General features: G+C 60.1%; 7 protein-coding genes and 2 pseudogenes. 7 read left to right on the plus strand and 2 right to left on the minus strand.

The window, feature by feature from the left end; all coding sequences use genetic code 11:
- Positions 1-63: 63 nt before the first annotated feature.
- Positions 64-2,157 carry a serine/threonine protein kinase gene (locus tag J2Z31_RS06395; protein ID WP_209601007.1) on the minus strand — a complete coding sequence of 698 codons (2,094 nt, stop codon included), beginning with the start codon at positions 2,155-2,157 and terminating at the stop codon, positions 64-66.
- Between the two features lie 161 nt (positions 2,158-2,318).
- Between J2Z31_RS06395 and tssH the strand changes: the two genes are divergently transcribed.
- Positions 2,319-5,051 (plus strand): type VI secretion system ATPase TssH, encoded by a 2,733-nt coding sequence (tssH, locus tag J2Z31_RS06400; RefSeq protein WP_209601008.1) that lies wholly within the window; start codon positions 2,319-2,321, stop codon positions 5,049-5,051.
- Between the two features lie 39 nt (positions 5,052-5,090).
- Here tssH and J2Z31_RS06405 read toward each other — a convergent pair whose 3' ends face one another.
- Positions 5,091-5,831, minus strand: a complete 741-nt coding sequence (locus tag J2Z31_RS06405) for an OmpA family protein (protein WP_209601009.1) — start codon at positions 5,829-5,831, stop codon at positions 5,091-5,093.
- A 119-nt stretch (positions 5,832-5,950) separates the two neighbouring features.
- Here J2Z31_RS06405 and J2Z31_RS06410 point away from each other — a divergent pair, with 119 nt between their 5' ends.
- The 6 genes and pseudogenes from J2Z31_RS06410 to J2Z31_RS29150 form a co-directional block, all read left to right on the plus strand.
- Positions 5,951-6,721, plus strand: coding sequence for a PP2C family protein-serine/threonine phosphatase (locus J2Z31_RS06410; RefSeq protein WP_209601010.1), 771 nt, complete (start codon positions 5,951-5,953; stop codon positions 6,719-6,721).
- A gap of 5 nt (positions 6,722-6,726) precedes the next feature.
- Positions 6,727-7,602 carry a M15 family metallopeptidase gene (locus J2Z31_RS06415; protein ID WP_209601011.1) on the plus strand — a complete coding sequence of 292 codons (876 nt, stop codon included), beginning with the start codon at positions 6,727-6,729 and terminating at the stop codon, positions 7,600-7,602.
- 32 nt (positions 7,603-7,634) lie between these two features.
- Positions 7,635-10,073 (plus strand): ImcF-related family protein, encoded by a 2,439-nt coding sequence (locus J2Z31_RS06420; protein ID WP_209601012.1) that lies wholly within the window; start codon positions 7,635-7,637, stop codon positions 10,071-10,073.
- A 101-nt stretch (positions 10,074-10,174) separates the two neighbouring features.
- Positions 10,175-10,945, plus strand: a pseudogene (locus J2Z31_RS06425) (GSU2403 family nucleotidyltransferase fold protein); the annotation flags it as partial.
- 489 nt (positions 10,946-11,434) lie between these two features.
- A complete protein-coding gene (locus tag J2Z31_RS06430) occupies positions 11,435-12,517 on the plus strand; it encodes a sensor histidine kinase (protein WP_209601095.1) in 1,083 nt (360 codons plus the stop codon).
- Between the two features lie 67 nt (positions 12,518-12,584).
- A pseudogene (locus J2Z31_RS29150) lies at positions 12,585-12,758 on the plus strand (histidine kinase); the annotation flags it as partial.
- Between the last annotated feature and the right edge of the window lie 151 nt (positions 12,759-12,909).

Raw genomic sequence — 12,909 nt, forward strand, 5'->3', positions numbered from 1 at the left:
TGTACTTTTACCATAGTTTTTCAAGCTGTTCTATTTCCCCGTCTCTCGATAGCAATTGAATTTTTAGTTCCTGGTATCGATCAGCCGGGTGGCGATTGAGAGGACCGAAACACGCCTCATGGCTATCACCGCGCGCAAGTCTTCGGCAAAAGACTTGGTGGACTCGGTTGTAGGCCGAAGCTCCGGGAAAAGCGGTTCGTTCGTCTGCAGGACGATGATCAGGCTTCTGCCGAACGTGCTGTCGACGGCGAAGGAGAGCTTGGCTGGATCGACTGCACCTTCGGCCGTCGGATAGGCAACCCGGATGCTTCGCATCCCCTCAGACAGGGTTCCGAGGTCGGCAAGCGCATGATTGGGTCTCTTAATATTCGGAAGAACGTTAAAGAGATTGCCGGTGACGTCGGCGATTGCAACCCACAAGTAACCCTCGTCAAGCGTGGCCGGCGCCAGCACGTCGATAACCGGGTTATCGCCAACCGAATAGATGCCGGACATGTTCGGTTCGGATTTGTCGCCGTATCCGAGGACGATTGTCATCGGACCCTGTTTCGCATCCGGCAGCAGCTCCTGAACGACGCATAGCTGGCTGTTGAGCACGGTGGCGTCGAAGCGCAGCTCGCGATCCCCAAGATGCGGGGCAAGCGCCTGTTGAACGGCATGGATGTCCTTGCTGGAGGCGACGTTTCCCCGGATCGACACCATTGCTCCAAGAGGGTAGGTACCCGTCTGCGGAGGTTGAATCGTGAGTGGGCCGCAGGTCTCCAATGGTACCAGGAGCGATTTCAGTTGATCCGGCGCCAGATCGCGCGGACCGGCGGCGATACGTAGGACGGGCTGATAGCCGGCCTCTTTGGCCGCCGCAGCAAATCGGGTTACCGCGGCTTCGCGCCCTTTGATATCGCCCGCAAGTCCGGTAAGGCGAACCGTTCGATCGGCAACTTCCAGCTTCCACTCCTCGAGCGGCGCGGCGAGCGCGAAAAAGGCGGCCATGTCCTCAGCCCATCGTACAGACGGAGCGCCGTCGGCAAGAGTAAGGGTGCCGTCGGGTGGTGCATGCCCGACCTCTTGGGTGAATTTCGAGAGGATTGCCTCTTGCTGGTCGGCATCAGGAGCAAAGCCGATGAGCGTGGCGCGTCCCTGTCCGTCCACACCGGCAACCAGCTTGTAAGGGGAAGCGATCGGGAGCGCCGTCCTCGACCAGTCCCCAAATGCCCCAAAAAACCAAAGCCCGGCGATTGCTGCCAGCGCCCCGAGAGGCAGGAGGACAAGCCATGGTTTCCAGCCGGCCTTTTCGGAGCGCCCCCGATGCGACGCAGCACCGGAACCGGGCTGCAGCAACCGCGCGATTTCCTTGACGACGGCGGCGGCGCCTGGCGGCCGCTGGGCAGGCTCGGGCTGGGTCAGATCGTCAATCAAGGTCTTGAGCGGTTCTGGAACGCCGGAAGTATCAAGCCGGCGCTCCTTATGGCGGATGACCTCGCCCGGGCTCCTTCCGACATCCGGTATCTTTCCGCGGAACGTTGCGAGCAGCGATGCTCCGAGCGCATAAAGGTCGGAGCGCGGCTCCGCCTGTCCGTGCATCTGCTCCGGCGCGGCATACTCGTACTTGCCGGCAAAGTCGTTGCCGACGATCGTGCGGGCACCTGCGGTGCTGTCTTTGGCGATGCCAAAGTCGATAATGACGGCTTCCTCCGGTCTGCCGTCACGCAGAATGATGTTGTCCGGGGAAAGATCGCGATGGACGATCTTGCGTTCATGCGTCGCGACAAGGCCTTCGGCCACCCTGTGTGCCACTACCAGTAGATCTCGGGGAGAAGCCCCGCCGCGCTCGAGCCACTCGCTGAGAGGGATGCCTGCTACGTAGTCCATCACCAGGTATACGTGGCCGTCGCCCGTCTGACTGCAGTCGGTGTAGCGAACGACCGCGTCGTGCGAGATGCTGCGCACCTCTTCCTCTCGCTTCATGAGCTCGAGATAACTGGCATTGGCCGACAGCTCGCGCTTCAATGCCTTGATCGCCACCACACGGCCGGTGATGCGGTTGCTCGCCCGATAGACCTCGCCCGTCCCGCCGCGGCCCAGGACACCCTCAATCTCGTAGGTGTTGTTGAGCACCTGGCCTTTGCGAAAGATGTCCCCGGGCAGTGGATCGAGCATATGGTGTCTCCAAACGCACCCAACGGAAGCCAGCTACCACAATATTCCCTAAGAACGCGCTGCCTGATTATTTGTCAAGAATACTATAATGTGGCACGCTGTGACTAGTGATCCAAGACTAGAGGCGCCTATTCAAAAACGCCGGCAGGAGCCCGACCGACATGCAGCAGAACATGTCTTCTCCAAGCTTCAAGCGCAAGGAACTGGTCGGCAAGCTCAACCCGATATGCCTGCGCGCATTCAAGGCAGCGGCGGACGCGGCCAAGCTTCGCGGCAACCCTTATGTTGAACTCGTTCACTGGATTGAACAACTGACGCTAGTCGACCGCGCCGACTTTCAGTTGATCCTCAGGGACTCCGGCGTCGACCTCGGCCGTCTCGCCGCCGAAATGGCGAGAGCGATAGACAAGCTGCCCTATGGCGCAACCTCCATTGAGGAATTTTCCGATCACATCTTTCACGCGATCCAGGAGGCTTGGAGCCTGGCCAGCCTGCAATTCGGATCTGAGGAGGTACGTGGAGCCTATGTCCTGCTCGCCTGCAGGAAGGTGCCGGTGCTTGAGGGGCTCCTCTCAAAAATTGGCGTTGAATTCGATCGGATCGATGCAGATTCGATCATCGCGCGGCTTGACGACGTTCTCGCTGGATCACTTGAAAGCGCCCGCAAGGAAGAGACGTCAGAACCATCCCGGAAAAAACGCCAGCCAGGCGGTGAGTCTGCCTTGGCGAAATATGCCGTGGATCTCACTCGACGTGCACGCGACGGAAAAATTGACCCGGTTCTCGGCCGCGATCCGGAGATTCGCCAGATCGTCGACATCCTCATGCGCCGGCGACAGAACAATCCGATCCTGACGGGCGAAGCCGGCGTGGGAAAGACCGCGGTGGTCGAAGGCTTTGCCCTGCGCCTCGCTGCAGACGATGTGCCGCCGCCGCTCAAAGGGGTGTCCCTCCACATGCTCGACATTGGCTTGATGCAGGCGGGGGCGAGCGTCAAGGGCGAGTTCGAACGGCGGCTAAAGACGATCATCGATGAAGTCCAGGCATCGGAAACGCCCATTATCCTCTTTATCGACGAAGCCCACACGCTGATCGGGGCTGGCGGTGCGGCGGGAACGGGAGACGCCGCCAACCTTCTCAAGCCAGCATTGGCGCGCGGCGAGCTTCGCACGGTCGCCGCGACAACCTGGGCCGAGTACAAGCAGTATATTGAAAAAGACCCCGCGCTGACGCGACGTTTCCAGGTGGTCAAGGTCGAGGAGCCCGATGAAAGCGGCGCCGTCTTGATGCTGCGCGGTGTCGCCGGCGTGCTGGAGAAGCACCATCAGGTGCAGATTCTCGACGAGGCGATCGAGACAGCCGTCAGCCTTTCGCATCGTTATATCCCCGCTCGCCAGCTGCCGGACAAGGGGGTCAGTCTCCTCGATACCGCCTGCGCTCGCGTGGCTGTATCGCAGCACGCCACACCGGCGGAGGTCGAAGACCTTTTGCGACGCAAGCAGTCTCTTGAGATTGAGGAGGGTATCATCGCGCGCGAGAGCGCAATCGGCATCGAAACTCAGGAGCGTCAGGGCAAGGTTGCAGCCGCTCTCGCCGGTACCGAGACCGCTCTGCTCGCCGCAAAGGCTCGCTGGGAAAAAGAACAGTCGATCGTCTCGGAAATTCTCGACCTCAGGGGGCGGCTGCGCGGGAAGGGAGTCGAACTCGATCATGCATTGGCCGACGGCGCGGCAGGCGACGAGATTGGGGAAACTGTCGCCGTGGTTCAGCCGGCGCAGGCAAGCAGCGAGGAAGAGCTTGCGAGCCGGGACTCGGATCTTGTGCGGCTGAAGACCCTGATGGCGGAACTTGCGGAGTTGCAGGGTGAAACGCCGCTGATCCTGCTTTCCGTCGACAGGAATGCCGTAGCCTCGGTGGTGCAGGACTGGACAGGCATACCGGTCGGCCGAATGCTGACCAGCCAGACCGAAAAGGCGCTGCAGCTAGCGAACGTTCTGGCAGGGCGTGTCGTCGGGCAGGATCTCGCAATGGAAGCGATCGCTCGTCGCGTGCAGACCAGCCGGGCCGGATTAGGCTCTCCCGAAAAGCCCGTCGGCGTCTTTCTGCTCTGCGGCCCTTCCGGGGTCGGAAAGACCGAAACTGCACTGGCTCTCGCCGAGGCGCTCTACGGCGGCGAACAGAATCTAATCACCATCAACATGTCGGAGTTTCAGGAAGCGCATACGGTCTCGACGCTAAAAGGCGCGCCTCCCGGCTATGTCGGCTACGGTAAGGGGGGCGTTCTGACCGAAGCCGTCAGGCGGCGACCCTATTCCGTCATTTTGCTCGATGAGGTTGAGAAGGCGCATCCGGATGTGCACGAGATCTTTTTCCAGGTTTTCGACAAAGGCATGATGGACGACAGCGAGGGTCGACGGATCGACTTCCGCAACACGCTCATCCTTCTGACGTCGAATGTCGGCTCGGAGGCCATCATGAAGCTTACCGACGGGGGACGGATGCGGCCGTCGCCCGAAGAGCTTGAAGCTGTACTGAGGCCGCAATTGCTGGAGGTGTTCCCGCCGGCATTCCTCGGCCGGGTTATCGTCGTGCCCTATTATCCGCTCTCAGACGCAATGATTGAAGCAATTACACGGCATCACTTCGGCAAGATCGCACGCCGATTGCGCGGCAGCCATGACGCTGAGTTGGTCATCGAGGACGGAGTTCTGGAATTGGTCAAGGCGCGTTGCATTGAGGTCGAATCGGGTGGTCGCATGATCGACGCGATCCTGACCAACACGCTTCTGCCGGCTTTGAGCAAAGGCGTTCTGAATTGGGCGCTCGAAGGTAAACGCCTAACCAAGGTCACGGTTGGCGCGTCTGCGGATGGCTTCACCTACGCGTTCGAATAGCGGCAGCCCTGCTGACGATCTTTTGTTACGCCCGCATCCTTAACTGACTGCCTGGAACTCCACGCGCCTGTTCTCGTCAGCCTTCGGGTTTTCCGAATTGAGAAGAAACTGCTCCCCTACCCCGACTGCCTCCAGGCGTTCGAGAGCGATGTGGCATTCATCCGCGAAGAACCGCGTAACTTCCTTGGCGCGCAGCATTGACAGCTGCTGATTGTAGGCCGCGCCTCCGACTGCATCGGTGTGCCCTATGACGCGAACGAGCTTGATGTCCATCTCCTTCATGATCCTGCAAAGCTGGCGCAGCGCCGGCTTCTGATCCATGGCAATGGCGGCGGAATCGAAGGCAAAGTTCACGCGCACATTTATCTGGTCAGAAGGCGGCAGCTTCCAATAGGTCTGCGGATCGGTGGTCGTCTCATCCGAAGCTGCCGATGACGGCTCCTTTGCTGCGGTTGCCGGAGGCTGAGCTACTTCGTTGCTATCGGAAGCGGACTGGATGCGTGGGGTCTGAGGGGCAGGAGGGGATGCCGGAGCGGCTATTGCTTCACCGGGAGCCTCGATTGCCACCGGCGTAGCCGCTGCATTTGGCCCGGGATTGGTAAGAACCAGCCCGCGCGTGGCACCGAGCTTTGAAGCCCCTGCAGCCTTGAACAAGTCGATTTGTCGCTGAAAGCGCTCTTTCAACGTAGAATCGGTGAGTTCCTGTGCCGCCAAGTCACTTTGTTGGGCGAAGAATAGAGCAAGAAACACCGTTAGATTCGCTGCCGGCAGGCGCATCATCTTAAGGCTCCCTTTGGCGAGGAGGTTTCACCTTCTACAAAATTACTATAGGATAACTTGGGGGGCAACTGTTCAGGTAGCGGCTTCGCGATGGAGCGAATGAAAGGGTTCATCTGCTCATGACCCAGGATTCGCGGGACGGTTCATCGACGCGTGTACCTAACCGGCTGGGCAGGCCGGAAGGGGCAGGGCTGAGTCACACTGGTCAAGTGCGAAACAGCAACGAGGACGCAATTCTCACTGATCCCTCGGGCACACTTTGGGCGGTTGCCGACGGAATGGGCGGATACGGCCACGGCGATGTTGCTGCTGACATGGTCATCGAACAGCTCGCACTGCTACCGCACACCCCGATTTCGTGTGCTCATCTCGTTGGAGCACTCCAGGCAGCCAATTCCGCGATACGGCGATGGGCGGCCTCGGCAAAGGTAGAGCAGATGGGCGCAACAGCAGTGGCCGCGCTCGTCGACGGCCAGGCAGCGACAATCGCGTGGGTGGGAGACAGCCGGGCCTATCGCTTGCGGGGAGGGGACCTGTCGCAGCTTACACGCGATCATTCGGTTGTGCAGGAACTTATCGATGGCGGACACCTCACGCCCGCCGCAGTGTGGCAGCACCCGCAAGCTCACGTTGTAACTCGGGCAATCGGAGCTGGCGATCGCCTGGATGTGGAAACGACCGATGTCGCGCTGGAGCCCGGGGACTTTTTGATTCTTTGTTCCGACGGTTTGACCGACTGCGTTACGGAGGCGGAGATCACCTCATGCGTGGAATCGGTGTCAACGCCTGAGGCCGCCTGTCGGCGGCTGATCGCCGCCGCTCTCGATCGCGGTGCTCCGGACAACGTCTCGGTTGTTGTGGTTCGCATTGACGGAGCTGCAGCGCCTTGAGGCCATTGAATCCGATTGCAGCCGTCGTCATCGGCATGAGCATCATCCTTGCGGCGGCGACTTTTGCTTTCGTCGCCGATCTTCTTCGCAACGCAGAGCCGGATCCGAATGCAGCAAAGATCGACCGACTGACTCAACAGCTTGCCCAGCAGGACGGAGAAATTCAGGCGCTGCGCGCCGAACTGAGCGCACTCAAAAGAGAGCTTTCACAACTGGCGGCCGCCCCCCGCCCTGAACCCGTTCCGCCCACGCAGCCAGCGCCGCCCCCCGACCAACTTCCGACCGAGCAGTCATTCTCGGTGGACCAATTCGGCGGTATGGCGCCGCCACAGGAAACTGAAGACCTGACAGAACCCATGCAGTTGGCAAAGAAACGCTTCAATGACGGCATCGTCCGTCCGAAGCCGGGGGTGCTCCGCGAAATCCTGGGCGAGCCGCGAAGCAGTTATTCCACAGCCTGCCAGCCGGTCACCAATCCGAAATTGGTCAGAACTTTGGCGACGCGCAATTTTGGAAACTTCCGACTAACGATGATCAGGCCTGCACTCGACTCTTTGGGCCAGGTATTAGAGCGCCTGAAAAAGGAGGAGCCGGACATCTATGCTGCGATCGGGACGGCTGGTGCGCTTTGCGCGCGTTATGTGCGCGGTTCTGCCAAGTCCGTATCCTCACACGCCTGGGGGGCAGCCGTCGACCTGACGCTCAAGAGGGACCTCGACAGGATGGGAGATGGCAGCACGCAGTTCGGCCTCGTCGTGCTTGCAGAGTTTTTCAACGACGCCGGCTGGTACTGGGGTGCAGGTTATAGTCGCGAAGATTCCATGCATTTCGAGGTAGGCGAAGCGCTGCTTCGCAAATGGGCCGCAGAGGGCAAGCTGTGAAAGACCATGCCCGATCGCCCGGTCAGGATGGAATGGAAGCGGACGTTCTTCCTGCACTGGCGCATCCACTGCTTGCCCTGGCACAGCGGGCCGAAAGCGAGAAGCGGCCGGACCCAAATGAGTTGGCCGCAACCGCACGCACACTTGTGGCTGCGTTCGAGGTCGAAGCGCGCCGCAAGAACGTTCCGTTGGACTGGCTTCTGGACGCACGCGACGCGCTCGTTACTTTGCTCGATGCCCGTGCCCGCAACAATCCGGCGCTGCCAATACGACGATGGGAGCGGGCGCTGGCGGCCGCGCTTCCAATCAGCCGGAGCGCTGGGTCAAAGCGTCTCGCAGAACGGGCGGCGGAGGCGGCGAGAGGCGGTCCAGCAAGGCGCGATCTCGCCCGTTTCCTCGGTCACTGCAACGAAGCTGTTCAAGCCGCCCATTTGGCGGGTGAGCGGCATAGAACGCGAGCAGATCGCGGCCTGGTTTTTTTTGGGCTCGCGTGCTTCTTCGCAATAATGGCGGCTTGGGCAGCATGGGCCGAATGGCGATTTCGCGAGCAGCTGTTGGCGCAATTGCCCGACGTGGAACGCGTGGTCGAAGCAGGCATCACTGCGACCCCGGCCGCGCGCGCGGCTCAGCTCGATGCCTTCGCCGCGGCGGTCCGCCTTGTTGAGCAGGATGCGTCGAGCTCACCGATCGGCCTTATTCGTTATGTAGAGAGTGTCGATCCCGGTCGAACTGCACGTCGCCGCTACAGCGAAGCGGCGGATGCACTTGTTGCAGGGCCTCTCGCCGAGGCACTTGCAGTTGCGCTTGCCACAGAAGGCGAGGCTAATGCGCTCTACGATTCCCTGCGGGCCTGGTCGATACTGAGGGGTACATCGGACTGGCAGCCGCGTTTTCTGGCCGGCTGGGTCGCCGACCGGGTTCGGACCTTCCCAGAACTCGCTAATCTCGCCCAGCATGTTGCCGCTATGTCCAAGGCTCCGCCCGCCATTCCGTCTCCGGATCCCGAGACGATTGCCCAGGCCCGGCAGTTCGCTTCTGAAGGCTTGGCGAGCGAGCGCGCTTTGCTGGAATTGACCCGAGCCGAGGAAACGGCAGCACTCCCATCATGGTCCCTTGACGAAGTTATCCCTGGTCTTGACGCGCTTTTGATCCACAGTTCAGGTCTGGCGCTCGAACGTGAGATCCCGGGCATATATACGGAGGCTGGATGGAATTATACTCGTTCAGGCGGCGCAAAGCAGGCGATCCAGCGCGCGAGCTCGGAGGCTTCAACGCTTCTAGCGGCTGAGGGCACGACGACAACCGAGGCCGTAATGGATCTCCTTCAAAAACGCACATTGGAGGAATGGTCGCATTACCTCGGTGATCTTCGCGTGCGGCCGTTCTCCGATCAACCCACCGCCGTAGTAATCAGCGGTGCGCTAAGCGCCAGCAGTTCGCCGCTTTCGGCGCTGATCCGAGAGGCCTGGCGCCAGTCCGGGGGCACTGACCGCAACCGAAGCCACGCCAACCAGCTTCGCGTCGCAGCCGCATTGGGACCGGCCATACAGTTTGTCGAACAGGGGCGGATGTCGGAAATCTCCCATCTGTTTGTGTCATTGAACGTGGCTCTCTCCGTTCTCGATGCAGATGCTGAGCTTGGAAAGAAATCCCTCATGGACGCTCAGGAGCGCGCCAACTCGATTGTCGCATTGCAGCAAGCCCCCCTTCTTGTGGTGCAGATAGTCGAGGATGTGATTGCCCAGACGGCTGCTCCACAAGAGCCCGAGGCTCCCGCGGATCCTGTCCCACAAGTGAGACCACAGACACCATGGGGTTCCGAGATCACGACCTCCTGTCAGGCGGCTGTAAGTGGCCGTTACCCCTTCTCAGATGGCCCCGATGCGGATCTTGCCGCAGTGGCACGAATCTTCGCGCCGGACGGCTCTGTCGGGCGCCATTATCGTGCGCAATTGGCGCAATTGATGGACACGTCGACGACCCCGTGGCGCTGGAAGCCGGAAGCGCGTCTTTCTGGCTACACACCCGAAAGCGCTGCCTTTTTCCAAAGGGCGCTTGCCGTTGGTGACGCTCTTTTTGAGCAGGGAACGACGCCCGACGTACCTGTAACGCTGGAGGCCCTCGCTCAAAGAGGAGCAGCAACCATTTCGATCGGCGGTGCTCATGCTCCGGTCGTCACCTCCGGGGACGCGGTCAGGTTGAACTGGCCGGGACCCTCACCCACACGGGGCTTCGAGATTTCCTTCGACAACGGCACTGTGGTCGAGAAAAAGAGCGCACCCGGTCCATGGGGCCTTTTGCGGTTCCTGGACGGGGCACGTTTGCGGCCACGCGACGGCGGCAGACGCTTCCTGGTTGATGTGCGCGGGAAGGGCGCTCGGGTCTATCTTCAGATGTCTTTCGCCAAACCCGCAAATCCGATAGCTGCGCGTGCACTTCTGCGGGGCTTAACCTGTCCGCCCGCTCTCTAAACCTTGAGTCCCCGAAATACTCGGTCCGGCCTGATCGATCATAAGCACGGCATCCACGACTTGGATGATTTTGGGCGGTGCCGCCTGTTTACGGGAGACGAGCCATGGGCGCAGCCGGCATCTTCCGCCTCCGCGGTGTTCTCGTCGGCACAGTCGCATTCCAGACCTATGCCGGATACCTCGGTGTCCGGCTGCCCGGAGCCTCGTTGCAGACCGGAGACGCCGATTTCGCTCAGCATTATTCGGTGTCCTCGACCGTCGAGGACAGCCTGCCGCCTGTCATCGACATTCTGAAGAGCGTTGACGCGACTTTCAGGGCGGTTCCACATCGATCAGACCCGCACAGGATCACACAGTTTGAGAATGCCGCCCGATACCGGGTCGAATTCCTCACACCCAATCGGGGTCCCGATGAGTATGCCGATCATGCCAGCCCGATGCCCGCTTTTGGCGGGGCGTCGGCACAGCCATTGCGTTTTCTCAATTTTCTGATCCATGAGCCCGTCCGAACTGTCATGCTGCATCGCTCGGGTGTTCCGGTGATCGTGCCATCGCCGGAGCGCTATGCAGTGCACAAACTGATCGTCGCCTCCCGCAGGCAGTCGGATGTAAACGGCACCGCGAAACGGGAGAAGGACCTGTATCAGGCCAGCCTTCTGATCGAGGCACTGGAAGCCACCCGCCGACAAGAGGAACTCGCGGAGGTCTTTGCCGAAGCTTGGGGCAGAGGTCAGAGCTGGCGGGCCGCGATCCAGAAGGGCCTTAGCCTGCTTCCGGAAAAAAGAAGGGCAGCGGCCGAGCTAAGTCTTGGAGACGCTCTGTCATCAATCGGAGCGGAACTCGAAGGCTTCACCGACGCCGCCGTCAAATAGCGGATAAGCTCGTTGGCGGGTTTTCGGCCCGTCTTCTCCTTGTATGAATGGCGTCGCTGCGATTGTAGATTCCATGGTCTGCCCATCAAGGCGAGGGATAGGCAGTCGATTTCCCGAAACGCGGCTGTTATCGGCCGGTCTACCGATCGTAAAATACGCCGCAGGTCTCAGGAGGTCGAAAGAGACCTTCGTGCCGAAGCCTCAGGGATTTCTGGACCCGCACAGTCTGCCTTGCGTTACCCCGTCTGTCTGGTGGGCCAGATGGCCGGGAACCGCAATAGGAATTGGACGGTGTTTCACGGATGCAATCAGTTCCCCGATACAGGAACAGCGAATGTGTTCCGGCGTAAATGGCGGCGCAACCCTCGAGCATCATATCCTCCTGCTCCTGAAATCCACAGCCAGGGCGTTGTAGCCTTGATCAGATGGCGGGCGTATAAATTCACTGACACTCCTGTCGTTACACGGCGAAAGGACCGGGGTAAACGGATGACATCCGACGAAGTTGGGCACGAGCCTGTCGAACAATTGCTCGACACTCCAGAACTTGCGACTGCGCTCGAAAGCGAACAGTTCAAGAAGTTCCTCGACCAAGTTCCTATCGCAATTGCGGTGTCCGATCTGAGGGATGGCGAGACGGTGGTCTATGCCAATCCAGAGTTCGAGAAGCTTTCCGGGCTCACCGCCGCTCGCATTGAGCAGGAGAATTGGGAGGGGCTCTCAGGGAGTGCGGTGAAAGCGCCCTCCGATCGGCGGATAGATGAAGCGATCGTCACGCAAACCGATTTCGTAGGAACCTTCCGCCTCGAGCGCGAGACATCAGGTTCAGCGATCGTAGATGTCTATTCAAATGTCATTGAGGACGACGACGACAAGCTCTGCTTCCGACTTGTTGCCCTGGTTGATGTGTCTGCCCATAGCGATGCCGACAAACCGTCGATGGAGGAGCGAATTCGGGAGAAGGATACGCTCCTGCGCGAGCTTCAGCACAGGGTCAAGAACAACCTGCAGATGATTACGGCGCTCATCCGAATGGAGACTCGGAATGCGGTCGAGCCAGACAAGGAGCGTTTCGAACGGCTGGTGGGGCGCGTTGATGCACTGGCGATCCTCTATCGAGCGCTATCTGGTGAGGATCACAAGGACGAGATCGATTTGGGCGTCTATCTGAGTCAGATAGCCTCCGCCGTCATGACCTCTCACGCGGTGGAGGGCATCCGCCTCGACATGAAGGTCGACACCTATCCGGTTTCGATAAATGTCGCCATGCCGACAGGACTGGTTGTGAACGAGCTTCTCACAAACGCGCTGAAGCATGCCTTTAGAGGTCTGGAGGGAGGGACAATCACGCTGCAGAGCATGGTTGACGGCAATGGTTGCCGGGTCGTGGTCGCTGATGACGGTATTGGCCTGCCTGAAGGTGTGACATGGCCCGCACCCGGTAAACTCGGAGCGCTCATCGCGCGGTCGCTGACGGAAAATGCCAAGGCGCAGTTCCATGTCACCTCAAGCGTCGGTGAGGGAACTAAGGTGACTATCATCTTCAAGCGGTCGGCTGCGGTCGCGGGCTAAATCATTCGCCGAGCCCGCTCGGCGCTCCGGCTAGAGTTGCGAGGATGTTCAAGTTTTAAGCCAAGAAAACGGTATTGGCCTGCCTGAAGGTGTGACATGGCCCGCACCCGGTAAACTCGGAGCGCTCATCGCGCGGTCGCTGACGGAAAATGCCAAGGCGCAGTTCCATGTCACCTCAAGCGTCGGTGAGGGAACTAAGGTGACTATCATCTTCAAGCGGTCGGCTGCGGTCGCGGGCTAAATCATTCGCCGAGCCCGCTGGGCGCTCCGGCTAGAGTTGCGAGGATGTTCAAGTTTTGGAGAATCTAATCCAAGTGCAACAATGCCGTGTGAAGGGTAGGGCATCAGCTACTTTCGCGCAAATGTGCCATGAAGACCTCGGCCGGCGTGCG

This window comes from Sinorhizobium kostiense, assembly GCF_017874595.1.
Classification (GTDB): Bacteria; Pseudomonadota; Alphaproteobacteria; order Rhizobiales; family Rhizobiaceae; genus Sinorhizobium; species Sinorhizobium kostiense.

Excerpts from the sequence above, each read along its gene's own strand:
- J2Z31_RS06395 (WP_209601007.1), bottom strand. The coding sequence starts at position 2,157 with ATGCTCGATCCACTGCCCGGGGACATCTTTCGCAAAGGCCAGGTGCTC.
- tssH (WP_209601008.1), top strand. The coding sequence starts at position 2,319 with ATGCAGCAGAACATGTCTTCTCCAAGCTTCAAGCGCAAGGAACTGGTC.
- J2Z31_RS06405 (WP_209601009.1), bottom strand. The coding sequence starts at position 5,831 with ATGATGCGCCTGCCGGCAGCGAATCTAACGGTGTTTCTTGCTCTATTC.
- J2Z31_RS06410 (WP_209601010.1), top strand. The coding sequence starts at position 5,951 with ATGACCCAGGATTCGCGGGACGGTTCATCGACGCGTGTACCTAACCGG.
- J2Z31_RS06420 (WP_209601012.1), top strand. The coding sequence starts at position 7,635 with ATGGAAGCGGACGTTCTTCCTGCACTGGCGCATCCACTGCTTGCCCTG.
- J2Z31_RS06430 (WP_209601095.1), top strand. The coding sequence starts at position 11,435 with ATGACATCCGACGAAGTTGGGCACGAGCCTGTCGAACAATTGCTCGAC.